This window comes from Streptomyces griseochromogenes, assembly GCF_001542625.1.
Taxonomy (GTDB): domain Bacteria; phylum Actinomycetota; class Actinomycetes; order Streptomycetales; family Streptomycetaceae; genus Streptomyces; species Streptomyces griseochromogenes.
The window spans coordinates 1,792,131-1,816,989 of the sequence record NZ_CP016279.1; the positions used below are offsets into that span (position 1 = coordinate 1,792,131).

At 69.5% G+C, this 24,859-nt stretch carries 19 protein-coding genes, 1 pseudogene and 2 riboswitches; of the genes and pseudogenes, 15 read left to right on the forward strand and 5 right to left on the reverse strand.

Going from position 1 to position 24,859, the window contains the following annotated elements; translation table 11 throughout:
• The first annotated feature begins 15 nt into the window (after window positions 1-15).
• The 7 genes from AVL59_RS08315 to AVL59_RS08345 all read left to right on the forward strand — a co-directional run bounded on the left by AVL59_RS08315 (window position 16) and on the right by AVL59_RS08345 (window position 10,260).
• Window positions 16-3,162, forward strand: a complete 3,147-nt coding sequence (locus AVL59_RS08315) for a non-ribosomal peptide synthetase (protein WP_067301008.1) — start codon at window positions 16-18, stop codon at window positions 3,160-3,162.
• Window positions 3,155-4,345 carry an FAD-dependent monooxygenase gene (locus tag AVL59_RS08320; protein WP_067301011.1) on the forward strand — a complete coding sequence of 397 codons (1,191 nt, stop codon included), beginning with the start codon at window positions 3,155-3,157 and terminating at the stop codon, window positions 4,343-4,345. The genes AVL59_RS08315 and AVL59_RS08320 overlap by 8 nt, the downstream gene beginning before the upstream one ends.
• Entirely contained in the window at window positions 4,335-5,519 is a 1,185-nt protein-coding gene (locus tag AVL59_RS08325) for an acyl-CoA dehydrogenase family protein (RefSeq protein WP_067301013.1), read from the forward strand. Before AVL59_RS08320 ends, AVL59_RS08325 begins: the two co-directional genes overlap by 11 nt.
• Complete coding sequence (locus tag AVL59_RS08330; protein WP_067301015.1) at window positions 5,516-6,286, forward strand: thioesterase II family protein; 771 nt, start codon at window positions 5,516-5,518, stop codon at window positions 6,284-6,286. The genes AVL59_RS08325 and AVL59_RS08330 overlap by 4 nt, the downstream gene beginning before the upstream one ends.
• Entirely contained in the window at window positions 6,283-7,314 is a 1,032-nt protein-coding gene (locus AVL59_RS08335) for a methyltransferase (protein WP_159399880.1), read from the forward strand. The genes AVL59_RS08330 and AVL59_RS08335 overlap by 4 nt, the downstream gene beginning before the upstream one ends.
• Before the next feature lie 2 nt (window positions 7,315-7,316).
• Window positions 7,317-8,576 (forward strand): metal-dependent hydrolase family protein, encoded by a 1,260-nt coding sequence (locus AVL59_RS08340; protein WP_067301021.1) that lies wholly within the window; start codon window positions 7,317-7,319, stop codon window positions 8,574-8,576.
• Window positions 8,577-8,688: 112 nt separating this feature from the next.
• Window positions 8,689-10,260, forward strand: a complete 1,572-nt coding sequence (locus tag AVL59_RS08345; RefSeq protein ID WP_067301023.1) for an MFS transporter — start codon at window positions 8,689-8,691, stop codon at window positions 10,258-10,260.
• Between the two features lie 40 nt (window positions 10,261-10,300).
• Here AVL59_RS08345 and AVL59_RS53970 read toward each other — a convergent pair.
• The 5 genes and pseudogenes from AVL59_RS53970 to gcvT all read right to left on the reverse strand — a co-directional run.
• Window positions 10,301-10,594 (reverse strand): annotated as a pseudogene (locus tag AVL59_RS53970) (type II toxin-antitoxin system VapC family toxin); the annotation flags it as partial.
• A 273-nt stretch (window positions 10,595-10,867) separates the two neighbouring features.
• Window positions 10,868-12,235, reverse strand: a complete 1,368-nt coding sequence (locus tag AVL59_RS08350) for an L-serine ammonia-lyase (protein WP_067301025.1) — start codon at window positions 12,233-12,235, stop codon at window positions 10,868-10,870.
• A 95-nt stretch (window positions 12,236-12,330) separates the two neighbouring features.
• Entirely contained in the window at window positions 12,331-13,596 is a 1,266-nt protein-coding gene (gene glyA, locus AVL59_RS08355) for a serine hydroxymethyltransferase (RefSeq protein WP_067301028.1), read from the reverse strand.
• 14 nt (window positions 13,597-13,610) lie between these two features.
• Window positions 13,611-13,991, reverse strand: a complete 381-nt coding sequence (gcvH, locus tag AVL59_RS08360) for a glycine cleavage system protein GcvH (protein ID WP_067301030.1) — start codon at window positions 13,989-13,991, stop codon at window positions 13,611-13,613.
• 115 nt (window positions 13,992-14,106) lie between these two features.
• Window positions 14,107-15,234: a glycine cleavage system aminomethyltransferase GcvT gene (gcvT, locus tag AVL59_RS08365; protein WP_067301033.1), complete on the reverse strand. Its 1,128-nt coding sequence runs from the start codon at window positions 15,232-15,234 to the stop codon at window positions 14,107-14,109.
• A gap of 43 nt (window positions 15,235-15,277) precedes the next feature.
• Window positions 15,278-15,390, reverse strand: a riboswitch (glycine riboswitch).
• A riboswitch (glycine riboswitch) is annotated at window positions 15,391-15,488 on the reverse strand.
• A gap of 178 nt (window positions 15,489-15,666) precedes the next feature.
• Between gcvT and AVL59_RS08370 the strand changes: the two genes are divergently transcribed.
• From AVL59_RS08370 to AVL59_RS08405, 8 genes are all read left to right on the forward strand, one after another.
• A complete protein-coding gene (locus tag AVL59_RS08370; protein WP_067301035.1) occupies window positions 15,667-16,341 on the forward strand; it encodes an AAA family ATPase in 675 nt (224 codons plus the stop codon).
• A gap of 90 nt (window positions 16,342-16,431) precedes the next feature.
• Window positions 16,432-17,226: an enhanced serine sensitivity protein SseB gene (locus AVL59_RS08375; RefSeq protein WP_067301037.1), complete on the forward strand. Its 795-nt coding sequence runs from the start codon at window positions 16,432-16,434 to the stop codon at window positions 17,224-17,226.
• Window positions 17,227-17,394: 168 nt separating this feature from the next.
• Window positions 17,395-18,174 (forward strand): enhanced serine sensitivity protein SseB C-terminal domain-containing protein, encoded by a 780-nt coding sequence (locus AVL59_RS08380; protein ID WP_099053024.1) that lies wholly within the window; start codon window positions 17,395-17,397, stop codon window positions 18,172-18,174.
• A 351-nt stretch (window positions 18,175-18,525) separates the two neighbouring features.
• A complete protein-coding gene (locus AVL59_RS08385) occupies window positions 18,526-19,524 on the forward strand; it encodes an ABC transporter permease (RefSeq protein WP_067301041.1) in 999 nt (332 codons plus the stop codon).
• Window positions 19,525-19,577: 53 nt separating this feature from the next.
• On the forward strand, window positions 19,578-21,332 hold the full coding sequence (locus AVL59_RS08390) for an ABC transporter substrate-binding protein (RefSeq protein ID WP_443732249.1): 1,755 nt from the start codon (window positions 19,578-19,580) through the stop codon (window positions 21,330-21,332).
• Window positions 21,333-21,404: 72 nt separating this feature from the next.
• Window positions 21,405-22,412, forward strand: a complete 1,008-nt coding sequence (locus AVL59_RS08395) for an ABC transporter permease (RefSeq protein WP_067301045.1) — start codon at window positions 21,405-21,407, stop codon at window positions 22,410-22,412.
• The gene (locus AVL59_RS08400; RefSeq protein ID WP_067301048.1) at window positions 22,409-23,503 is read left to right on the forward strand and encodes an ABC transporter ATP-binding protein; all 1,095 of its coding nucleotides are present in this window, start codon (window positions 22,409-22,411) and stop codon (window positions 23,501-23,503) included. The genes AVL59_RS08395 and AVL59_RS08400 overlap by 4 nt, the downstream gene beginning before the upstream one ends.
• Window positions 23,500-24,849 (forward strand): ABC transporter ATP-binding protein, encoded by a 1,350-nt coding sequence (locus tag AVL59_RS08405; protein WP_067301051.1) that lies wholly within the window; start codon window positions 23,500-23,502, stop codon window positions 24,847-24,849. Before AVL59_RS08400 ends, AVL59_RS08405 begins: the two co-directional genes overlap by 4 nt.
• Window positions 24,850-24,859: the final 10 nt, after the last annotated feature.

The following is a 24,859-nucleotide window of genomic DNA, read 5'->3' on the forward strand; positions in this document are numbered from 1 at the left end:
TGTCGGGAGAGAAACGTGACAAAGAACGGCAAGGACGCCAGGGATATCGAAGACATTTACCCCCTGTCGCCCATTCAGCAGGGCCTGATGTTCGAGCAGCTCTACCGCGGCGGCACGGGCATCTACATCGAACAACTGCTCATCACCCTTGAGGGGGAGATGGATCCCGTCGCCTTCGAGCGGGCGTGGCAGACAGTCGTCGACCGCCATCCGATCCTGCGCACCACCTTCCACTGGCAGGGCGACCGGGCACTGCAGGTCGTCCACCGGTCGGCGCAGTTGCCCCTGGAGGTGCTGGACTGGCGCGACCTCTCGACCGAGGAGCAGGACCGGCGGCTCGGCGAGTGGCTGACCCGCGAACGGATCGAAGGATTCCCGCTGGAGCGGGCCCCGCTGATGCGCACCACCGTGATCCGCCGCTCGGAGACCGGCTGGACCTTCGCCTGGCGGTTCTCCCACCTGCTCATGGACGGGTGGTCCTTCGGACTCGCCATGCAGGAGTTCGCCCACTGCTACCGCGCCCTCCGCCGAGGCGAGCAGCCCACGCTCCCGCCTGCTCCGCCCTACCGCAACTACCTCGCCTGGTGGCAGGCCCAGGACCCCGCCAAGGATGCCGAGTTCTGGCGAGAGGAACTGGCGGGTCACCTTCCGCCGGAGCCCCTCCACCTCGATGGCGAACCCGTGCCGGAGAACACCGCCACGCACGCCTTCCTGGAACTGGAACTGGACGACCTCGCGCCCGGCCTGCGCACCCTCGCCCGGGAGCGCCAGCTCACCCTCAACACCCTGGTCCAGGGAGCCTGGCTGCTCGTCCTGAGCCGCTACCACGGCACGGAGGACGTGACGTGCGGTGCGACCATCGCGCACCGCCCGGCGGACCTGGCGGCCGGGCAGTCCGTCCTCGGCCCGATGATCGTCACCCTCCCCGTCCGCGAACGGCTCGAACCCAACCGCGCCCTTCTGCCCTGGCTCTCGGATTTTCAGACTCACATGGCCGCCGTCCGCGAGCACAGCCGGCTCCCTCTCGCCGAGATCCAGCGACTGGTTGGTCAGGCGCCCGACGCACCCCTGCTGGAGACCAGCGTCTCGTTCGAGAACGTCCCGATGCCCGATCTGGCACTGGACGACGCCGGCCTCTCCGTACACGGCATCTTCTACGACGGCCGCCCCCACTTCCCGATCACCATGGTCATCATGCCGGGGGAGCAGATGCCCTTGCGCATCGTCCACGACCTGCGCCGCTTCGCCCCCGAAGCGGCGCGGCGGATCGCCGGCCAGCTCGTGTCCGTCCTCCGACAGGTGGTCCGGCGTCCGGAGCTCACCCTGGGAGAGGTGCGTCTGGACGACAGCGAGACCGCGCAGCCCCATGGCGAGTTGCTGGCCGGCCCCGCTGAGACACTCGCCGAGTCCTTCGCCCGGCAGGTACGCAGCCGCCCGGATGAGATCGCCCTGCGCTGCGGGGACCATGAGCTGACGTACCGCCGACTGGACCGGCTGGCCGACGGCATCGCGGCACGGCTCACGGCGGCGGGAGCAGGTCCGGGCAACCGGGTCGGCCTCTGCCTGGAGCGCTCCGCGGAGCTGGTCGCCGCGATGGTGGCCACCTTCAAGGTGGGCGCGGCCTATGTCCCCTTGGACCCGCAGTACCCGGCTGAGCGCCTTCGTGAGCTCCTCGGTGACGCCGAGGTGCACATCGTCGCCACGTCCGAGGCCCTGGCCGACCGCCTGCCTTCCTTCCCTGGGACGACTCTCGTCCTCGATATCGAACATCGGCCCGGCACCGGCGCGGCCGGCATCACACCCGCAACCGACCCGGACGCTGCCGCCTACGTGCTGTACACCTCGGGCTCCACGGGCCGTCCCAAGGGAGTGGTCGTCAGCCACGCCAACGTACAGAGCCTCCTGGCAGCCGGCCGCGCCGAATTCGGCTTCACCGCGGACGACACCTGGACCTTCACGCACTCTCACACCTTCGACTACTCGGTCTGGGAGATCTGGGGTGCGCTCGCCAACGGAGCCCGCCTCGTCATCGTCCCGCACTGGACGGCCCGCTCTCCCCGGGATCTCCTCGGGCTGGTCCGCCGGGAAGCGGTCACGGTTCTGAGCCTGACCCCCGCTGTCTTCGAACACTTCGCAGAGGCGACTCTCGACAACGACGAGACGGACACCGGAGCACTGCGTCACATCTTCCTCGGCGGCGACCGACTGCAGCCCGCTGCACTCCGTCCGTGGGCCGAACGCTTCGGGATCGACCGTCCGGCCATCCACAACCTGTACGGAGTCACCGAGGCCACCGTGGTATCCACGAGCCACAGGGTGACCGAGGCGACCCTCGCGGCACGCGCGCCCGTGCCGATCGGCGCTCCGCTGCCCAACCAGCACGTCGTACTGTGCGACTCCCGCGGGCGACCGGTCCCTGCCGGTGCGCGCGGCGAACTGCGCCTGATCGGACCGGCGGTGGCACGCGGCTACCTTTCCCGGCCAGAACTCACCGCCGAGCGCTTCGCCGCCGAGCCGGCCTCGCAGGGCGGCCCCGGCTACCGGACCGGCGATCTCGCCCGCTGCCGCGCCGACGGCACGATCGAGTTCCTCGGGCGCTCCGACGCCCAGGTGAAGGTACGCGGCTTCAGGATCGAACCGGGCGAGGTCGAGGCCGTCCTCCGCGAACACCCAGCCGTGCGCACCGCCCTGGTCCTACGGCGGGACCAGCACCTCGAGGCATACCTCGTGCCCGCTTCCGATGCTGTGCCGGAGAGCGCCGTCCGCGAGTATGCCGCGGAGCGACTGCCCGGCCACATGGTGCCGAGCGCTGTTGGCTGGGTCGACCGTATCCCCACGAACCTCAGCGGCAAGGTGGACCTCGCCTCACTGCCTCCGCTGGAGCGAACCGGCGCCGCGGAGTTCGTCGAGCCGCGTACACCGATCGAACGCCGCCTCACCGAACTGCTGACAGACATCCTGGAGACGGAGCGGATCGGCGTCTACGACCGATTGGCCGACCTCGGCCTGCACTCCCTGGCCGCCATGAGGCTGACAGCGCGGCTTCGCCACGAGGCCGGGACGGAAATCCCGATCCGATCGGTACTGGAGGCACCGACCATCGAAGCCCTGGCCCGAGCGGCCGACGCTGGCGCCGCGCAGCAGGGAGGGCACCGTGGTTGAGCTGACAGGTCCCGTCATCGTGGCCGGAGCCGGTATCGGTGGACTCACCGCCGCCCGCGCGCTGCGGCAGCACGGATACCGCGTGATCGTGATCGAACGCGCCGACGAGGCCCGCGGCTTGGCCGGCTCCGGACTCACGATCTGGACCAACGCACTGTCGGCTCTCGACCGGATCGGGCTGGCTGAAGCGGCACAGCGCGCAGGGATGCGCTTGGACTGGCAGCGTCTCCACTCCGCCGACGGCGAGCCGATTCACGAGGTGCCCGTCGGCCGGATCGGTTCCTCTGTCGGCCGCCAGGGCATCGGCATCCGCCGACAGGCCCTGCTCCGCGCGCTGCTCGACGGCTGCGCGGACGTGGAGGTGCGTTACCGGTGTCGCTTGGTGGACATCCAGCAGAACGCCGAGGGCGTGCGGGTACGGCTGGACGGCGGCGCAGAGATCAGTGGCGCCCTGCTGGTGGCTGCCGACGGCTTGAGGTCACGCACCCGCTCGGTGTTGTACGACGACGGTCCCCCGGAGCCCGAGGGACACATGATCTGGCGCGGTATCAGCGACAGCCACGCAGGCTTCCCGGAACACACCTCGTACATGGTGTACGGCAAGGACGGAGCCCGCTCGGTGGCCTGGCCGGTCGCTCCCGACGCCGTCTGCTGGTCGGTCAGCCGCAACGGCCCACCCAGCCATGGAGAGAGCACGGACCCGCACGAGATCAAAAGGGCGCTGCTGGCCATGACCGCCGGATTCCCCGAGCCGGTCACCGCCGTCATCAAGGCCACGCCAGCCGAACGGATGCTGCGCACGGATCTGTTCGGGCGCCCGGAAGCCGTCTGGGGCACCGGCCGCGTCGCGCTGCTCGGGGACGCGAGCCACGCCATGCCCACCGTCTACGGTCAGGGCGCCTGCCAGGCCATCGAGGACGCCGTGGTGCTCGCCGACGCCCTTGCCGCCGCCGCGACCCCCGAGCAGGGGATCGAGGACTACGCACGCCGCCGCCGTGACCGCGTCGGGTGGATCCGGCAGCGCACCTTCCAGCTCAGCCGATACCAGGGCTGGGAACTGCCGCTGTTGATAGCCCTGCGCAACTCCACCATGCGGGCACTGCCGACGGAGGCCACCGAGCGCACCTGGCAGACCCTCCTCACGTTCGACGACGGAAGCCCGGAGAGCCGCGATGCAGCCTGAGCCCCTCGTACCCGGTCCGCCGCCACCCCCTCTCACCCGTCTCAGCGCCGCCGACGAGCGCTGGCGCGCCCTGGTGCGCGCGTTCGCGGAGAAGGAGATCCGCCCGCTGTCGGCCGAGATGGACCGCACAGGCACCCTCGATCCCGGGCTGCGGCAGGAACTGTTCGCCTCCGGACTGACATCCATCGCGATACCGCCCGAGTACGGCGGCCTGGGCGGCAGTCTCTTCCAGGTGGTCCTTGCCATCGAGGAGATAGCCCGCGTGGACGCGGGGGTGGCGGTCGCGGTCGACGTCCACAATGCCCTCGTCGTCGCGACGATCCTCAGGTCCGCAGGCGGTGACCAGCGCAGGCGCTACCTCCCGCTGCTGGCCTCCGCGAAACTCGGTGCCTTCGCCATCTCCGAGGAGCAGGCAGGCAGCGACGCCTTCGCCCTGCGGACCACAGCCCACAGCGAACCCGGAGCATTTGTTCTCAACGGACGCAAGAGGTGGACCAGCAACGCCGCCCAGGCCGACGTCTTCCTGGCCTTCGCCACCGACCCCGAAGGGAGGGGGATCTCCGCCTTCCTGGTCGACCGGGACACCCCGGGCCTGTCCGTCGTGCACCGCACAGAACAACTCGGTGTGCGGGCCGCCTCCACCGCCGACCTCGTCCTGTGCGACGTACGCGTACGCGCGGGGCAGTGCCTGGGAGGCGTGGGAGGCGGCCGGACGCTCGCCGCGGAAGCCCTGGACGTCGGACGCCTGGGCATCGCCGCGCAACTCGTCGGACTGGCTCAGGGCGCCCTCGAACAGGCCACGGAGTACGCGAGGACACGCGAGCAGTTCGGGCAGAGGATCGCCGGCTACCAGGGTGTGCAGTTCACCCTGGCCCGGATGCGTGTCGACATCGAGGCAGCCCGCGTCCTGCTCTACAACGCCACACGGATCTTCGAAGAAGGCGCGAACCGTCTCGAACAGGCCAGGCAGGCCGCCATGGCCAAGTACCTCGCGGCCGAGGCTGCCGAGCGCACCGCGTCCTCGGCCGTCGAGATCCTCGGCGGGAACGGCTACACCCGCGACTATCCGGTCGAGCGGATCTACCGGGACGCCAAGGCCGGCAAGATCTACGAGGGGACGAGCAACATGCTGTTGCGCACCATCGCAGCGACACTGACCGGTGAGGGCTCATGACCGGCTCCAAGCAGCCGGTCCGCCTCTTCTGCCTGCCGTACGCCGGCGGCTCCGCCCGCGCTTACCTTCCTTGGGCACGGCAACTCGCCGACGCCGCCGACGTGACTCCGCTTGAACTACCCGGCCGGGGTGAGCGGATCCGCGAACTCCCCTGCGGCCGTATGGAACCGCTCCTCGACGACCTGCTCCCGCGCATCGCCCGGTCCGCAGACGAACCCTTCGCGCTGTTCGGTCACAGCCTCGGTGCGGCCATCGCCTACGAACTCGCCCACCAACTGCGTGACCGCCACGGCGTTCAGCCGGTCCGGCTGTTCGTCTCCGCCCACCGCGCACCCCATCTGCCCCTGCGGGAGCGCCGGATCACCCATCTGTCGGACGACGCCTTCGCCGCCCATCTGCGGGACCTCGGCGGCACCCCGGCAGAGGTCTTCGACAGCCCTGACCTGATGAGGCTTCTGATGCCCGTGCTCCGTGCCGATTTCGCCCTGTCCGAGGGCTACGGCCACATGGCCGACGATCCGTTGGACTGCCCCGTCACCGCCTTCGGCGGCACCCAGGACCCGGACGTCTCGGTGGAGGAACTCAGCGCCTGGCAGCGCCACACGCGCGACCGCTGCCGTGTGCGCATGCTCGACGGGGACCACTTCTTCGTCCAGACCGCCCAGACGCAGCTTCTCCAAGTCGTTCGGGAGGAACTCGACCCACACCGCTCCGAAGACCAGCCCCGCTCGATCGCCACCGCATGCCCCGGAGGGAAGCACCGATGACCCCGCCCGCACGCGCCGCAGCTCCCGGTGCCTCGGAACGCATTCTTGTCATGGGCCTCCTGAAAGGAGCTTGGCTCGCCCACGCCTGCTGCACCATCACCGAACTGCGTGTTCCGGACATCCTCGGAGAGAACACCCGCCCGGTGACCGAGATCGCCGCCGAGGCCGGAGCCGACTCCGAGACCCTCTATCGCGTGCTACGCGCCCTCACCACGGTGGACATCGTCACCGAGTTCCCGGGACGGCGTTTCGCCCTCACACCCGCCGGGTCCCTGCTGCGCTCCGACACCGAGGGGTCCCTGGTGCCCGTCGTCTCCATGGTCCGAGACGAGGTGATGGGACTGTTCGGCGAGCTCACCCACGCCGTCCGAACCGGTGAGCCAGCCTTCGAGAAGATCTACGGCAAGTCGTTCTACGACTACCTCGCCGCGAACCCCGACCGAAACCGCTCGATGACCTCAGGTCTCGCCGCCTCCCGCAGGATCCCGGCGATGCTGGCATCCTGCAGGTTCGGCGGCGCGCGCATCGTCGCCGACATAGGAGGAGGGAACGGAGCCCTGCTGGCCCGCGTGCTGACGGACCATCCCGGCCTGAGGGGAACACTGCTGGAGTTGCCCGAAGCGGCGCGGCATGCCAGGCACGTACTGGCGGAGGAAGGCGTCGCGGACCGAAGCGAGGTCGTCGAGGGGGACTTCTTCGAAGCCGTCCCGACTGCGGACGTCTACGTGCTCGCCCGGATTCTGCGGAACTGGGACGACGAACGTGCTCTGGCCTTGCTCACGCGTGTCCGTGAGACCTGCCGCGCCGGGGACCGGCTTCTGCTGTTCGAGAAGGTCATCCCCGACGAGCCCGTCTTCCACCCGGCGAAGATCGACGACCTGCTGATGCTCGTTCTCGTCCGCGGCCGTGACCGGACCGAGAGCGAGCACCGCAAACTGCTCGGCACCGCGGGATTCCGCATCCAGGAGGTCCGCACCCCCGTGACCGACCTCGACGCCGAAGCGGTCATCGAGGCGGTGGCCGAATAGGCATGACGTACCTCTCCGCAGACCGGCTCATCCCTGGCCGGGGTGAACCGGTCGCCGATGCCGTCCTGGTCATGTCCGAGGGAACCATCACCTACGCCGGTCCCCGGGCGAGCGCGCCACCGCCCGGCCAAGGCGAGGACGTCCTCCATGTTCCCGTGCTGATGCCGGGGATGTGGGACTGCCACACCCACCTCGTCGGCAGCCGAGCCGGACTCGGTCTCGACGCCGTGCTGCTCACCCCACCGGCCGTGGCCGCGGCCAGGGCGGTCGGGGATCTCGCTGCCGCACTCGAAGCCGGCATCACGAGTGTGCGCGAACTCGGCGGCTACGGACCTGAACTGGCACAGGCGGTCGCCGAGGGAAGCGTCATAGGCCCGGACATCTACGGAGCCGGCGCCGCGCTCAGCCCCACCGGCGGACACGGCGACGCCCACCGAGTTCCCTACCCCTGGGTCCGTGACTGCTCCGAGCGCGGAGGAGTCCTCCAGACCGCCGACGGAGTGGACGAATGCCTCCGAGCTGTCCGGTTGCAGCTAAGGCGGGGCGCACGCGTGATCAAAGTGTGCGCCTCCGGCGGTGTGATCAGCGACCTCGACCATCCGGAGCACCGTCAGTTCTCGCCCGCCGAACTGCGGGCCATCGTCGAGGAAGCCGAACGCGCCGACCGGATCGTGGCCGCCCACTGCCACGGCAAGGCCGGCATCATGGCGGCCCTCACCGCCGGATGCCGGACCATCGAACACGGCAGCTGCCTGGACGAAGAGGCGGCTGCCCTGATGAAGGAGTACGGCGCCGTCCTCGTTCCGACGAGGACCATTTTCGAGGGCATCCTGGCTGCCCGGCACCTGTTGGGCGAGCAGTCCTACGCCAAGGCCGTCGCCATGGCCGATCGCCACTGGGAAGCCATCGCCACCGCCCACGAGGCAGGCGTACGCATCGCCGCGGGAACGGACCTGGGAACCAGTAAGCCCGGCACCGCCCTCTCCTGGGGCCGCAACGGCGCAGAGGCGTCCCACCTCGTCGCCGCAGGCCTCACGCCACTCGAGGCGATCGAGGCCTGCACCGCGAACGGTCCTCTGACGCTCGGTCCCCAGGCCCCCAAGGCCGGGCAGCTCGCAGTCGGCCATCAGGCCGACGCCCTGGCGCTGTCCGCGTGCCCCCTGGAGGACATCACCATTCTCACCGACCCGCAGCGGATCACCCACGTCTGGAAACACGGCGAACCGGTCAAGCAACCCACGCCGACACAAAGCCTTGGTTGACTTCAAGCCGACTTGAGGTGGAACGGTGGAACCGCCGCTCGGGCTCAATTCCCCCGCGGGCCCGGGCGGCGTTCGCACAGCTGCCCTCATCCTCTCCGAAGCAGGAGTACGCGTGTCCACACAGCGCCGTCCCGCCGGGCTGATCACGGCCGTCTTCCTCGGAACCTTCATGGCCCTGCTCGACATGAGCGTCGTCAACGTGGCGCTCCCGGCCATGCAGAGCCACCTGCACGCCCGGATCACGGACATCCAGTGGGTGGTGGACGGCTACACCCTGTGCCTGTCCGCCTTCATGCTCACCGGCGGCGCGCTGGGCGACCGCTTCGGGCGCAAGAAGGTCTTCCTGGCCGGCCTCGCCCTGTTCACTCTCAGTTCGGTGCTGTGCGCGGCGGCGCCCAATACCGCCACCTTGGTGATCGGGCGGCTGCTGCAGGGCACCGGAGCCTCCACCGTCACTCCGGGTGCACTGTCGCTGCTGGCACAGGGATTCCCGGACCAGGCCAAGCGGGCGCGGATGATCGGCCTTTGGGGTGCGTGCAGCGCCCTGGCCGTGGTGCTCGGGCCCCTCCTCGGCGGAGCGCTCACGGACTCCGTCGGCTGGCCCGCCATCTTCCTGATCAACGTGCCCCTCGGCCTCATCGCCCTCACCGCTGGTGTCAAGGGCATCGCCGAGTCCGCCGACCCGGAGCACGCGGCCACCGACCCCGTCGGCCAGATCCTCGGCATCGTGTGGCTCGCCGCGCTCACCTACGCAGTGAACGAGGCCGGCCGCGACGGCTGGACCGCGACACAGAACCTGGTGCTGTTCGCCGTGGCAGCCGTCGCCTTCCTCGCCTTCGTCGCCGTCGAGCGTCGTGTTTCGCGCGCCATGCTGCCGGTCTCGCTCTTCTCCAACCAGCGCTTCGTCATCACCAACATCGCGTCGTTCATGCTCGGCTTCGGAGCTTACGGCACCTTCTACCTGCTGTCGCTCTACCTGCAGCAGGTCCAGGGCACCAGCGCGGCGATGACCGGCGTGAAGTTCCTCCCGTACTCAGCGGCCATCGCCATCGGCTCGACCCAGGCCGGCAAGCTGACCGCCCGTTTCGGCCCTCGAGGCGTCATGGTCGCCGGCTACGGCCTGGTCAGCGTCGGCCTGCTGGGCCTGCTCACCCTCACCCCCAGCACTGGCTACGGTCAGGTGGGCGTGCTCTTCGCGGTTCTCGGCCTGGGCATGGGCCTCGGCATCGCCCCCACCAACGCCGCCGCCATGGCGGCCGTACCCCGGGAGCGGTCGGGCGCGGCCGCCTCCACCGTCAACGCCACCCGCCAGGTGGGAACGGCCCTGGGTATCGCCGTGCTCGGCTCCCTGCTCAACGCTCGCGCCGAGACCTCGGTCGCCAGCAACCTCGCCCACTCCGGCAGCGTGCTCGACCCGAGCGAGCGCAGCACTGCGGCCCACCTCATCGTCACCCAACACGGAGTCGCTCCCTCCCACCTGGGCCTGAACCTCCGTACAGCACTGCGGTACTTCGCCTCCGGCTTCGTGGACGGACTGCACACCACCCTGCTGGTGGCAGGGGTCGCCACCGCGCTCGCCACCGTCGCGGTCCTCCTCCGCCTCCGGACGCCCCAGTCCGCGCCCGCCCGGGAGCCGCAGCGCCCCGCAGAGCAGGCGCGAGAGGAAGGGCGGACCAAAGCCTGATCGGCGCCCGGCGTTCCCGCAACGCCCACGCGTGGCGCCGCAGCACACGTCTACGTGCGGGTGGGAGTTGGCCGGTGGTCTCAGGGCTCACGCCGAGGGCGTACTTGTGGCCGTGCAGGCCGGCTGCGGCGAGGAGCTTGCCAGCGTGGCGGGCGATGGCCTCGGTGGGTGGGGTGACGTTCACGCGGGAGACGACGTAATCGAAGCGAGCCTGGTCATGGGGCCGCAGGCTTCGACGAGGGTGACGAAGTTGGTGACGGCGTGGATGTCCTCGGCCTCGGCTGCAGCGAGCCACTCGGTGAGTTCGGGGGGTGCGTCGTACGAGTTTGGACAGACCTTCGCAGCGTCGCCGCGCAGGACAGCTCGCTCGGCCTCGACGGCGGCCTGGTCGACGGGGCCATGTTCGGCTTCGGCGTCTTCGATGAGTTCACGTAGCTGGTCGCGTTCCAGTTGGCGCTGGATGAGGGCTTCGACGTCGGGGCCTGTGCCACGAACCTCCGGGCCAGAAGACCGCCTCGGGGGATTTGCCGGGGACTTTCCGCCGGGTGAGCAGAGAAGGCCCTGACAGCGCCGAAAGAAGCGAACGCGCTGGTCAGGGCCTGTTTCCCTAGCACTCGATGATGTTCACCGCAAGTCCGCCCCGCGCTGTCTCCTTGTACTTCACGGACATGTCCGCGCCGGTGTCCTTCATGGTCTTGATGACCTTGTCCAGGGACACCTTGTGCGAGCCGTCGCCGCGCATCGCCATCTTCGCGGCCGTGACCGCCTTCACCGCGGCCATGCCGTTGCGCTCGATGCAGGGGATCTGGACCAGGCCGCCGACCGGGTCGCAGGTCAGGCCGAGGTTGTGCTCCATGCCGATCTCGGCCGCGTTCTCCACCTGCTCGGGAGTGCCGCCGAGCACCTCCGCCAGCGCGCCCGCGGCCATGGAGCAGGCGGAGCCGACCTCGCCCTGGCAGCCGACCTCGGCGCCGGAGATGGAGGCGTTCTCCTTGAAGAGCATGCCGATGGCGCCGGCGGCCAGCATGAACCTGACGATGCCGTCCTCGTCGGCGCCGGGCACGAAGTTGATGTAGTAGTGCAGGACCGCCGGGATGATGCCGGCCGCGCCGTTCGTCGGGGCGGTCACGACCCGGCCGCCCGCCGCGTTCTCCTCGTTCACCGCCATCGCGTAGAGCGTGATCCACTCCATCGCGTGCGCCAGCGCGTCGCCCTCGGCGCGCAGCTGGCGGGCCGAGACGGCCGCGCGGCGGCGGACCTTCAGACCGCCGGGCAGGATGCCCTCGCGGGACATGCCGCGCGAGACGCACTCCCGCATCACGCGCCAGATCTCCAGCAGGCCCGCCCGGATCTCCTCCTCGGTGCGCCAGGCGCGCTCGTTCTCCATCATGAGCGAGGAGATCGACAGACCCGTCTCCTTCGTGAGGCGCAGGAGCTCGTCGCCGGTGCGGAAGGGGTACTTCAGGACCGTGTCGTCCAGCACGATGCGGTCCGCGCCGACCGCGTCCTCGTCCACGACGAAGCCGCCGCCGACCGAGTAGTACGTCTTGGAGAGCAGTTCCGTGCCAGCGGCGTCGAACGCCCACAGCGTCATGCCGTTGGCGTGGTACGGGAGCGCCTTGCGGCGGTGGAGTATCAGGTCGTCGTCGAAGGAGAAGGGGATCTCGTGCTCGCCGAGGAGCGAGATCCGGCCCGTCTCCTTGATCGCGTCCACCCTCTCGTCGGCCGTCTCCACGTCCACCGTGCGCGGCGAGGCGCCCTCCAGGCCGAGCAGCACCGCCTTCGGGGTGCCGTGGCCGTGGCCGGTCGCGCCGAGCGAGCCGTACAGCTCGGAGCGGACGGACGCGGCCTTCTCCAGGAGGCCTTCATTGCGCAGGCGGCGGGCGAACATGCGTGCCGCGCGCATCGGGCCGACCGTGTGGGAGCTGGACGGGCCGATGCCGATCGAGAACAGGTCGAAGACCGAGATGGCCACGGGAACTCCTCAATGCGGGGTGGTGCGGGGGTGGTGCGGGGGTGGGGCACCGCGCTCTGTTCTTCCAGTGTGCGCGGTGCCCCGCAAAAGATGACTTACTTGTTCAGAACCGGGTACAGCGGGTGCTTGTCGGCCAGGGCCTTCACCCGGGCCTTGAGGGCCTCGGCGTCGTAGGACGGCTTCAGCGCCTCGGCGATCACATCCGCGACCTCGGCGAAGTCCTCGGCCGTGAAGCCGCGGGTCGCGAGGGCGGGCGTGCCGATCCTGAGGCCCGAGGTGACCATCGGGGGACGCGGGTCGTTCGGGACGGCGTTGCGGTTGACCGTGATCCCGACCTCGTGGAGACGGTCCTCGGCCTGCTGCCCGTCCAGCTCGGACTCGCGCAGGTCCACCAGGATCAGGTGCACGTCCGTACCGCCGGACAGCACGTTCACGCCGGCCTCACGGGCGTCGGCGGCGGTCAGCCGCTCGGCGAGGATGCGGGCGCCCTCGACCGTACGGCGCTGGCGCTCCTTGAATTCCTCGCTCGCCGCGACCTTGAAGGAGACCGCCTTGGCCGCGATCACGTGCTCCAGGGGACCGCCCTGGAAGCCCGGGAAGACGGACGAGTTCAGCTTCTTCGCGAAGTCCTTCTTCGCGAGGATGATGCCGCCGCGCGGGCCGCCCAGGGTCTTGTGGGTCGTGGAGGTGACCACGTCCGCGTGCTCGACCGGGTTCGGGTGCAGACCGGCGGCGACCAGGCCCGCGAAGTGCGCCATGTCGACCCACAGGTACGCCTCGACCTCGTCGGCGATCCGGCGGAAGGCGGCGAAGTCCAGCTGGCGCGGGTACGCCGACCAGCCCGCGATGATCACCTTGGGGCGGTGCTCCTTGGCCAGGCGCTCGACCTCGGCCATGTCGACCAGCCCGGTCTCCACGTCCACGTGGTACGCGACCACGTTGAACTGCTTGCCGGAGAAGTTCAGCCGCATCCCGTGGGTCAGGTGGCCGCCGTGCGCCAGGTCCAGGCCGAGGATGGTGTCCCCGGGCTGCGCCAGCGCGAACAGGGCCGCCTGGTTGGCGGAGGCGCCGGAGTGGGGCTGCACATTGGCGTACTCGGCGCCGAACAGTTCCTTGATCCGGTCGATGGCGATCTGCTCGGCGACGTCGACGTGCTCGCAGCCGCCGTAGTAGCGGCGGCCCGGGTAGCCCTCGGCGTACTTGTTGGTCAGGACCGAGCCCTGGGCCTCCATCACCGCGAGCGGCGCGAAGTTCTCGGAGGCGATCATCTCCAGCGTCGACTGCTGGCGGTGCAGCTCGGCGTCGACCGCGGCGGCGATCTCCGGGTCGAGCTCGTGCAGGGACGTGTTCAGGACAGTCATACGGCTACGACTCCTCAGCCGGCGTTCTGGGCGGTGTACTCGTCGGCGGAGAGCAGGTCGGCCGGCTCCTCGGTGACGCGGACCTTGAACAGCCAGCCGCCCTCGAAGGGGGCGGAGTTCACCAGCGACGGGTCGTCGACGACGTCCTGGTTGGCCGCGACGATCTCACCGGTGACCGGGGAGTACAGGTCGGAGACCGACTTGGTCGACTCCAGCTCGCCGCAGGTCTCGCCCGCGGTCACCGTGTCGCCGACCTCGGGGAGCTGGGCGTAGACCACATCGCCGAGCGCGTTGGCCGCGAACTCGGTGATGCCGACCGTCGCGACGCCGTTCTCGTCGGCGGCCGACAGCCACTCGTGCTCCTTGCTGTAGCGCAGCTGCTGGGGGTTGCTCATGGCCTGAATTCTCCTGTACGCGCGGGAGTGCTGATGAATGGGGGACTACTGGAACTGCTGGTGAGCAGTTGAATGTGCGCAGGGTCACGTGCCGGGCACGGACCGCGCCCAGTGTCTACTTCTGGCGCTTGTAGAAGGGCAGTGCCACGACCTGGTACGGCTCGTGGCTGCCCCGGATGTCCACGCCGACGCCCTCGGTGCCCGGCGCCGCGTGCGCCGCGTCGACGTACGCGATGGCGATCGGCTTGCCCAGGGTGGGGGAGGGGGCGCCGGAGGTGACCTCGCCGATCACCGCGCCGCCCGCGACGACCGGGTAGCCGGCGCGCGGCACCCGGCGGCCCTCGGCGATCAGGCCGACGAGCACCCGCGGCGGGTTCTGCTCGGCCCGGGAGGCGGCCTCGGCGAGCGCCTCGCGGCCCACGAAGTCGCCCTCCTTCTCGAACTTCACCACCCGGCCGAGCCCGGCGTCGAAGGGGGTGAGTGCCGTGGTCAGCTCGTGCCCGTACAGCGGCATGCCCGCCTCCAGGCGCAGGGTGTCCCGGCAGGACAGGCCGCACGGCACCAGGCCGACGCCCTCGCCGGCCTCGGTCAGCGCCTGCCACAGCTGAACGGCGTGCTCCGGCTTCACGAACAGCTCGAAGCCGTCCTCGCCGGTGTAGCCGGTGCGCGCGATCAGCGCGGGGACGCCGGCGACCGTGCCGGGCAGGCCCGCGTAGTACTTCAGGCCGTCCAGGTCGGCGTCGGTGAGGGACTTCAGGATCCCGGGGGACTCGGGGCCCTGGACCGCGATCAGCGCGTACGCGTCACGGTCGTCACGGACCTCGGCGTCGAAACCCTCGGCACGCTTGGTCAGCGCGTCCAGCACCACCTGCGCGTTGGAGGCGTTGGCGACGACCATGTACTCGGTCTCGGCCAGCCGGTAGACGATCAGGTCGTCCAGGATGCCGCCGTCGGCCTGGCAGATCATGGTGTAGCGGGCGCGGCCGACGCCGACGGAGGCGATGTTGCCGACCAGGGCGTGGTTCAGGAGGGCGGCGGCCTGCGGCCCGGTCACGGTGATCTCACCCATGTGGGAGAGGTCGAAGAGACCGGCCTTGGTCCGCACGGCCAGGTGCTCGTCGCGCTCGGAGCCGTAGCGCAGGGGCATGTCCCAGCCCGCGAAGTCGGTCATCGTCGCACCGAGCGAGCGATGCAGCGCGTCCAGCGCGGTGTGGCGCAGCTCGGTGGGTTCGGTACTGCTCATCGGTCGGTCGTCTCCCAGGGCAGGTATGACGGGCGAGGAACGTTCCTCCCCATCTGTCATCGGAACCTGAGAGGTTCGCCGAGACCGCCACAGGGACGATCACGGCTTGCACCTTGGGTGGAGCCACTGACACAGCGGCCCGCTTTTCAGATGTGCCTCGCCCGCGCGGTAACGGGGCCTGAGAGATTCAAGGGAGGGACTTGCTCCTTCGGCGCCCCAGCGAAGGCTGCTGGGGACTCTCCCGCGCGGATTCAAACGGCCGGTATGCAGTTGGCGGGCACATCATTGCACGCCACACCCCCGCCCGTCAGGGGCCGCATCTGTAACCGACCTGTGGCAGTACGCGCACCGAACCACCGGACACCGCACATTACCTTCTCTTTACATCCGAAGGGCAGGACCTTTGCAAGCCCACAGGGGAGGACGATCACGGTGAACAGGACCACGGCCTACGCCACCACCGGCATCGCGGTGCCGGGGCAGCGCTCCGCCCCGGCCCGGGAGCGCTGTGCCGAGCGGCCGGCCCCGGTCGTCCGCGACCTGCGCGACCGTGCCGGGCGCGGCCCGCACGCCCTGCTCTTCGGCCCCCGTGACCTGGTGGTGATCACCGGCCTGCCCGGCAGCGGCAAGTCCACCCTGATGAACCGCGCGGTCCGCGGTCACCGCATCGACTCCCAGGACGCCCGTGACCGCTGGGCGGCCCGCCTGCCCCGCCTCCTGCCGTACGCCCTCTACCGCCCGCTGGTCCGCCTCGCCCACTACGCCGGACTGCGCCGCGCCCTGCGCACCGGCGAGGGAGTCGTCGTGCACGACTGCGGCACCCAGGCCTGGGTGCGCGCCTGGCTGGCCCGCGAGGCCCGGCGCCGCGGCACCACCCTGCACCTGCTCCTGCTCGACGTGCCGCCCCGGGCGGCCAGGGAGGGCCAGTACGAGCGCGGCCGGGGCGTGTCCCACTACGCCTTCCGCCGCCACCGCCGCACGGCGGCCCGCCTGCTGCGCGCGGTGGAGCGGGGCGAGCTGCCGGCCGGCTGCGGCTCGGCGGTGCTGCTGGACCGCGCCGCGGCGGACGTTGTGCACCGCATCGGCTTCGCCGGCCGGTCGGGGTGAGGGCGGAGCGGTGTCGTCGGGCCGACCGGTGTCACAGGCACCCGCTAGCCTTTTGAATCACAGCAGTGGTTCCCGGCAGGCGGCAGGCAGATGGACTTCTCGGCGGCGGACTTCTCCGCGGACATTCCGGCACAGACACACCCCCACCCGCACAGCGGTTGGCCCGGCAACGAGCTGGAGGAGGTGCTCTCGGCCTCCCTCGGCATACCCTCCGCGGGCGGCCGGATCATCGAAGTCCTGAGCCGGAGCTTCCTGTGGATCCCGCTGCCCAACGGCGGCGGACCCGACAGCGGCCCGCTGGACCTGCCCACCATGGACATCGAAGGCCAGGTCCACGTCCCGGTCTTCAGCTCCGAGGAGCAGCTCCGCCAGGTGACCGGCTCCCACATGTCGTACACCATCGCCCCGGCGGTGGAGTTCGCCCGCGGCCTGCCCCCGCAGGTCGGCATCGCCGTCAACCCCGACGGCGTGGTCGGCATACCGCTCCCGCCCGAGGCGGTGGCCGAGCTGTGCCGCACGGGCCGCACCCCGCTGGACGGCCCCAGCAGCGGCGGCCGGGTCCGCCTCTTCGAGCCCGACTGGCAGGACGACCCGGTCGACTTCCTCTCCGCCGCCTCCGCCGAGTTCGCCGCGACGGGCGTGGTCCTCACCGCCCGCCGCTGCCTGGCCGCCATCGAAACGGCCGACCCGGTGATGTTCGTCGGCGTGGAACTGTCCCAGTGGGAGGGTGATCTGCGGGCCCTCCCCCTGGAGGCCCTGGGTAAAGCTCTCGGCAAGGTCCCGGTCCGGTGGCCGGTCAACCTGGTCCTCCTGGACGTGGCCGAGGACCCGGTGGGCCACTGGCTGAAGACAAACGTGCGCCCCTTCTATCAGTACGGCCACTGAACGGCTTTCAAGGGGCGCGGGGAACTGCGCGGCAAGCCCCCACGCGCCCGCACCCGCGAACGACCACAAGGCCCCGACCCACTGGGCGCTTAAGCTGTTCCCGAACGAGGGGCACTCCGAAGAAGGGCAAGACAGGTGAGCGCGAGCCCAAGCGGCAGCGTCGAGCACATGCTGCGCCAGGTCACCCCCGGGCGCTACGACGCCTACGAGGCACTGCTGCGCGCCCTCGCCACCCCTTCCTCCGGCCAGATCTGGATGCTCCTGTGGCACGGCCAGGCCGGCTCCCCGGACGCCCAGTACGGAAACATGGAGGTCGACGGCTTCAGCTACGCCCCCTGTGTGACCTCGGCGCAGGAGCTCTCGGCCAGTGGCTGGAACCGCTCCTATGAAGTGGTCGACGGCCTGGACGTGGCCCGCACCCTCTATCCCGACCACTACGGCCTCTGGCTCAACCCGCACGCCCCCGGCGGCGGCGTCGGCATCCCCTGGCTGGACCTGCGCCGCATCGCCACCGGTCTGGACCGCCAGCCCGCCGGTCCGCTGAGTCTCGCGGAACCCGCCATCGAGATCCCGCAGTTCTACGCCCTGCTCGCGCAGCACGCCCATCGCACCCCGGCCCTGCGCGCCCTGCGCCGCGCCTGGGTGCAGCCCGCGCTCGGGGCGCCGTACCTCGCCATCGGCCTGGACGTGTACGACACCTCGCCGGCCGCGGTCGACTCGGTGCGCGCGATGATGCAGCAGTCCATCGGCGCGGTCCCGGAGGGTCTGCCGGTCTCGACGGTCGCGATGACGGACGACTACGACCCGGTCGTGATGTGGATGCGGGCCAGCGCCCGCCCCTTCTACGACCGCGAGTCCCACGCGCCCGCGCCCCAGCCCCAGCTCCAGGCATCGCCCCAGGCGCCGGCCGCCGGCTACGGGTACCCGCCCGTCCACGGCGGCTACTGATCGACGGGGCCGCGAAGCCCGCTTCTCGGCCCTGAGCGCAGAATGTGCGGGGGCAACGCCGTTCTGCGCGCGTAGACGGCGGCGGTACGTCCGCAACCGCGCAAAATCGACGTTCTGTCCCAACTGGACCGCGTCCGAGAGCCGTTACCCGTTGTTCGGATAACGGAATCCCCCGCACTGCATCACGGTTGCGCATACTTTCGCTGTCAGCTCTGGCGGGTGATCACAACGACGCTGAAGACTCCCGACTCAAGACACGAGGTGGAGATCTCGTGATCGATGGCAAGTCGACAAAGCCGCAATCCGCGGCAGGCGCAGGCCGGTCACCACCGGCGAGAGGGGTCGCTCACCGTGACCGCACCGATCGAGACCACCGGAGCGGCAGCCGAGGCGCAGCCGGAGGCTGTGCTGGAGGGTGTCCAGAAGGGGCAGATCGAGGGTCGTTCCCTGGGTCAGATCGCCTGGTCCCGGTTCAAGCGGGACAGAGTCGCCGTCGCCGGCGGCGTCATCGTGATCCTGCTGATCCTCCTCGCGATCCTCTCGCGCCCCATCCAGGCCATGTTCGGCCTGGACCCCAACGCGTTCCACCAGGACCTGATCGTGCCCGACACCTCGCTGCCCAAGGGCGGTTGGGGCGGCATGAGCATGGACCACCCGCTGGGTGTGGACCCGAAGTTCGGCCGCGACATCGCCACCCGCGTCCTGGAAGGCTCCTGGGTCTCGCTGGTGGTCGCCTTCGGCGCCACGATCCTGTCCAACGTCATCGGCGCGATCATGGGTGTCGTCGCCGGCTACTACGGCGGCCGGGTCGACTCGATCATCAGCCGGCTGATGGACGTCTTCCTCGCCTTCCCCCTTCTGCTGTTCGCGATCGCCATCTCCGCCACCCTGCAGGGCGGCGCCTTCGGCCTCAACGGACTGCCGCTCCACCTGAGTGTGCTGATCTTCGTCATCGGCTTCTTCAACTGGCCCTACCTGGGCCGGATCGTGCGAGGCCAGACCCTCGCCCTGCGTGAGCGCGAGTTCGTGGACGCCGCCCGTGGCATGGGTGCCAAGGGCCCGTACATCCTCTTCCGCGAGCTGATGCCGAACCTGGTCGGCCCGATCATCGTCTACTCGACGCTGCTCATCCCGACCAACATCCTGTTCGAGGCATCCCTGAGCTTCCTGGGTGTGGGCATCCAGCCCCCGCAGGCCTCCTGGGGCGGCATGCTCCGGGAAGCCGTCACCTACTACCAGGTCGATCCCCAGTACATGATCGTGCCGGGCCTCGCCATCTTCATCACCGTCCTGGCGTTCAATCTGCTCGGCGACGGTCTCCGAGACGCTCTCGACCCCCGCAGCCGCTAGGCAGCCCCGAGAGTCCTTCAAGTTTCCGATCAATGGAGGGGAAGCAGACCATCATGCGAAGGTCAGCGCTGGCCGCGGTCGCGGCCATCGGCTCCGCCAGTCTGCTGGTTGCAGGCTGCAGCAAGGCCGATGACAACAATGACGGTGGCACTCCGAAGGCGGCCGGTGCCAACAAGGCGACCACGGGTGTCGTCAACGCGTCCGACAAAAAGGGCGGCACGGTCACCTACGAGATGTCGGACGTTCCGGACTCGTTCGACCCGGGCAACACGTACTACGCGTACATGTACAACTTCAGCCGGCTCTACGCGCGCCCGCTGATGACGTTCCAGCCCGGCCCCGGCGAGAAGGGCAACACCCTCGTCCCGGACCTCGCCGCGAGCAAGGGCGTCCCGAGCGACGGCGGCAAGACCTGGACGTACAAGCTGCGTTCGGGCCTGAAGTACCAGGACGGCTCCCCGATCACCTCGAAGGACGTCAAGTACGCCGTCGAGCGGTCCAACTTCGCGCGTGACGTGCTCTCGCTCGGCCCGAACTACTTCCAGCAGTTCATGAAGGACGGCGACAAGTACAAGGGTCCGTACAAGGACAAGAGCGCCAAGGGCCTGTCCTCGATCGAGACGCCGGACGCCACCACGATCGTCTTCCACCTGAACCGCGCCTTCCAGGAGTTCGACTACCTGGTCGCGGCTCCGCAGACGGCTCCGGTGCCGCAGGCCAAGGACGACGGCGTCGACTACGTCAAGCACATCGTCTCCTCCGGTTCCTACCAGTTCCAGAGCTACGAGGAGGGCAAGCAGGCCGTCCTCGTCCGCAACAAGAACTGGGACCCGAAGACCGACCCGCTGCGCAAGCAGCTGCCGGACAAGATCGTCGTCAACCTGAAGGTCAACCCGGAGACGATCGACAAGGACCTGCAGTCCGGCGACGCCACCGTCGACCTCGTCGGCGGCGGTGTCCAGGCCTCCACCCAGGCCCAGCTGATCAACTCGGCCGACGGCAAGGCCGCCACCGACAACACCTACGGTGGCCGCCTGGTCTACATGGCGATCAACACCAAGGTCGCCCCGTTCGACAAGGTCGAGTGCCGCAAGGCCGTGCAGTACGCCGTCGACAAGGTCTCCGTGCAGACCGCCGAGGGCGGCCCGATCCGCGGTGAGATCGCCTCCACCGTTCTGCCGCCGGACATCACCGGCTACCAGAAGGCGGACGCCTACCCGTCCGCGGGCAACAAGGGTGACGTCGCCAAGGCCAAGGAGCAGCTGAAGGCCTGCGGCAAGTCGTCGATCTCGACGAACATCTCGGCGCGCTCCGACCGCCCGCAGGAGATCGACGCGGCCACCGCGATCATCAACTCGCTGAAGAAGGTGGGCATCAACGCCACCCTGAAGCAGTACCCGCAGGGCAAGTACTTCACCGACTACGCGGGTGTGCCGAAGTTCACCGAGAAGCAGAACATCGGCCTGATCATGATGCAGTGGGGCGCCGACTGGCCCTCCGGCTACGGCTTCCTGCAGCAGATCCTGAACGGCAAGGCGATCAGCCAGTCCGGCAACACCAACCTGTCGCAGTACGACAACAAGAAGGTCAACGACCTGCTCGGCCAGGCCATTGGCACCGAGGACGTCGCCAAGCGCAACGAGCTGTACGCGCAGATCGACAAGCAGACGATGGACGACGCCGTTCTGGTCCCGCTGACCTACTTCAAGGTCCTGCTGTACCGCTCGCCGTACGCCACCAACGTGGTCTCCACTGCCGCCTTCAGCGGTCAGTACGACTACCTCAACCTCGGCACCACGAAGAAGTAGCAGCCCCGGAAGGCAGGTGAAGGCATTGGTGCCCGCGGGCTTCGCGGCCCGCGGGCACCAGCGCCGGTCCCCGTGATCTCGTACATCCTCCGCCGGACGTTCGCGGCAGTGATCCTGCTGCTGGTCGTCACCGCGGTCACCTTCGCCATCTTCTTCCTGCTGCCGCGACTCGCCGGCCAGACAGCGGACCAGTTGGCGCAGCAGTACATCGGCAAGAGCCCGTCGAAGGCGGACATCGCCGCGGTCAAGCACAACCTCGGTCTGGACCAGCCCGTCTACGTCCAGTACTGGCACTTCATCAAGGGGATCGTGGCCGGCGCCACTTACGACCTCGGCCCCACCACGGTGCACTGCAACGCACCGTGCTTCGGCTACTCGTTCAAGACCCACCAGGCGGTCTGGCCGCAGCTCACCTCCCGCCTTCCGGTGACCCTCTCGCTGGCCGCGGGTGCCGCGGTGATGTGGTTGATCTCGGGTGTGGTGATCGGCGTCATCTCCGCCCTGAAGCCGCGCTCGTTCTTCGACCGCACCTTCATGGGCGTCGCCCTCGCGGGTGTCTCGCTGCCCATGTTCTTCACGGGCAACCTGGCGATCCTGCTCTTCACCTACACCTGGCCGATCTTCGGCCGCACCTACGTCCCGTTCACCGAGAACCCCTCGCAGTGGGCCAACACCCTCTTCCCCGCGTGGTGTTCGCTCGCGCTCCTGTACTCGGCCATCTACGCGCGGCTCACCCGCTCGGGCATGCTCGAGACGATGAACGAGGACTTCATCCGCACGGCCCGTGCCAAGGGCCTGCGCGAGCGCAACGTCGTGGTGCGGCACGGACTGCGCGCCGCCCTCTCCCCGCTCATCACGGTCTTCGGCATGGACCTCGGCCTGCTGCTCGGCGGTGCCGTCATCACCGAGACGGTGTTCTCGCTGCACGGCGTCGGCCAGTACGCGGTGCAGGCCATCGACGACAACGACCTGCCGCCGATCCTGGGTGTGACCCTGCTGGCCGCACTCTTCGTCGTGATCGCAAATCTCCTGGTGGACGTGCTGTACGCGGCCGCCGACCCGCGCGTGAGGCTCTCGTGACCGAACTCTCCAAGACCGGCGCAGCTGTGGGGGAGCCCACTTCCCCCGGCAAGACGCCCGAAGCCTTCCTCGAAGTCCGCGACCTCAAGGTGCACTTCCCGACCGACGACGGCCTGGTCAAGTCCGTCGACGGGCTCAGCTTCTCGCTGGAGAAGGGCAAGACCCTCGCCGTCGTCGGCGAGTCCGGATCCGGCAAGTCGGTGACCTCGCAGGCCATCATGGGTCTGCACCGGCTCGGCACCCGTGGCAAGAACGTGCAGATGTCCGGCGAGATCTGGCTGGACGGCAAGGAACTGGTCTCCGCCTCCCCGGACGAGGTGCGCAGGCTCCGCGGCCGCGAGATGGCGATGATCTTCCAGGACCCGCTGTCCGCGATGCACCCGTACTACAAGGTCGGCGACCAGATCGTCGAGGCGTACCGGGTCCACCACAACGTGAGCAAGAAGGTCGCCCGCACCCGGGCCATCGAGATGCTCGACCGGGTCGGCATCCCCGAGCCCGCCAAGCGCGTCGACGGCTACCCGCACGAGTTCTCCGGCGGTATGCGCCAGCGCGCCATGATCGCCATGGCGCTGGTCAACAACCCCGAGCTGCTCATCGCGGACGAGCCGACCACCGCCCTCGACGTGACCGTCCAGGCGCAGATCCTCGACCTGATCCGTGACCTGCAGAAGGAGTTCGGCTCCGCGGTCATCATGATCACCCACGACCTGGGTGTGGTCGCCGAGATCGCCGACGACGTCCTGGTGATGTACGGCGGCCGGTGCGTGGAGCGCGGCCCGGCCGACGAGGTCTTCGAGAAGCCGCAGCACCCGTACACCTGGGGCCTGCTCGGTTCCATGCCCCGCATCGACCGTGAGACCTCCGAACGGCTCATCCCGGTCAAGGGCCAGCCGCCGAGCCTCATCAACGTCCCCTCGGGCTGTGCCTTCAACCCGCGCTGCCCGTACGCGGACATCCCCAAGGGGAACGTCACCCGCACGGTGCGCCCCGAGCTGGAGCAGGTGAGCAGCGGGCACTGGTCCGCATGCCACCTTCCGGCCGAGGACCGTGAGCGGATCTGGACCGAAGAGATTGCGCCGAAGCTGTGAGTGAGACGAAGAAGACGGACACCGTCGCCGACGCCGAGGTCCCGCAGCAGGCATCGTCGTCCGAGGACCGCGAGGTGCTGCTCAAGGTCGAGGGGCTGACCAAGCACTTCCCGATCAAGAAGGGCATCCTCCAGCGCCAGGTCGGTGCGGTGAAGGCCGTCGACGGCATCGACTTCGAGGTGCGCAAGGGCGAGACCCTGGGCGTCGTCGGCGAGTCGGGCTGCGGCAAGTCGACCATGGGCCGGGTCATCACCCGCCTCCAGGACCCGACCGGCGGCAGGATCACGTTCGAGGGCCAGGACATCACCACGCTGTCCACCGGGCAGATGCGTCCGCTGCGCCGCGACATCCAGATGATCTTCCAGGACCCGTACGGCTCCCTGAACCCCCGCCACACCATCGGCTCGATCGTCTCGGCGCCGTTCCGGCTGCAGGGTGTGGAGCCCGAGGGCGGCGTCAAGAAGGAGGTCCAGCGGCTGCTGTCGCTGGTCGGCCTGAGCCCCGAGCACTACAACCGCTACCCGCACGAGTTCTCCGGCGGTCAGCGCCAGCGCATCGGCATCGCCCGCGCGCTCGCCCTGAAGCCGAAGCTGGTCGTGGCCGACGAGCCGGTCTCCGCGCTGGACGTGTCCATCCAGGCCCAGGTCGTCAACCTCATGGACGACCTCCAGGAGGAGCTGGGCCTGACCTACGTGATCATCGCCCACGACCTGTCCGTGGTGCGGCACGTCTCGGACCGGATCGCGGTGATGTACCTCGGCAAGATCGTCGAGCTGGCCGACCGCTCCTCGCTGTACGAGTCGCCGATGCACCCGTACACCAAGGCGCTCATGTCAGCCGTGCCGGTGCCGGACCCGAAGCGCCGGGGCCAGAAGAGCGAGCGCATCCTGCTGCGCGGCGATGTGCCCTCGCCCATCGCCCCGCCCTCCGGCTGCCGCTTCCACACCCGTTGCTGGAAGGCGACGCAGATCTGCAAGACGACCGAGCCGCAGCTGATCGAGCTGAGGCCCGGCCAGCGGGTCGCCTGCCACCACCCGGAGAACTTCGCCGACCAGGCTCCCGAGGACACGGTCCTGCTCACGGCGGCGAAGGAGGCGTCGGAGCTGGTCCCGGACGCGGTGCTGGAGGCGTCGGCGAGCACCTCCGGCGGTTCGGCGGAGAAGGAGCCGGCGGCCGACGAGACGCCGGTGTCCGAAGAAGCGGCCGCCGCCACAGAGGAAGCCGCCACAGAGGAGGCCGCCGCAGAGGAGGCTTCCGAGGAGACGGCCTCCGCGGAAGCCGCGTCCACGGAGGAAGCCGAAGCCGAGCCGACGGCGGCCAAGTCCGAGGAGTCGACCGACAAGTAGCACATGACAA

Bases quoted from the DNA above. Each gene is read 5' to 3' on its own strand.
- AVL59_RS08325 (WP_067301013.1), top strand. From the start codon at position 4,335: ATGCAGCCTGAGCCCCTCGTACCCGGTCCGCCGCCACCCCCTCTCACC.
- AVL59_RS08330 (WP_067301015.1), top strand. From the start codon at position 5,516: ATGACCGGCTCCAAGCAGCCGGTCCGCCTCTTCTGCCTGCCGTACGCC.
- AVL59_RS08335 (WP_159399880.1), top strand. From the start codon at position 6,283: ATGACCCCGCCCGCACGCGCCGCAGCTCCCGGTGCCTCGGAACGCATT.
- AVL59_RS08340 (WP_067301021.1), top strand. From the start codon at position 7,317: ATGACGTACCTCTCCGCAGACCGGCTCATCCCTGGCCGGGGTGAACCG.
- glyA (WP_067301028.1), bottom strand. From the start codon at position 13,596: ATGACTGTCCTGAACACGTCCCTGCACGAGCTCGACCCGGAGATCGCC.
- gcvH (WP_067301030.1), bottom strand. From the start codon at position 13,991: ATGAGCAACCCCCAGCAGCTGCGCTACAGCAAGGAGCACGAGTGGCTG.
- gcvT (WP_067301033.1), bottom strand. From the start codon at position 15,234: ATGAGCAGTACCGAACCCACCGAGCTGCGCCACACCGCGCTGGACGCG.
- AVL59_RS08375 (WP_067301037.1), top strand. From the start codon at position 16,432: ATGGACTTCTCGGCGGCGGACTTCTCCGCGGACATTCCGGCACAGACA.
- AVL59_RS08380 (WP_099053024.1), top strand. From the start codon at position 17,395: ATGCTGCGCCAGGTCACCCCCGGGCGCTACGACGCCTACGAGGCACTG.
- AVL59_RS08390 (WP_443732249.1), top strand. From the start codon at position 19,578: ATGCGAAGGTCAGCGCTGGCCGCGGTCGCGGCCATCGGCTCCGCCAGT.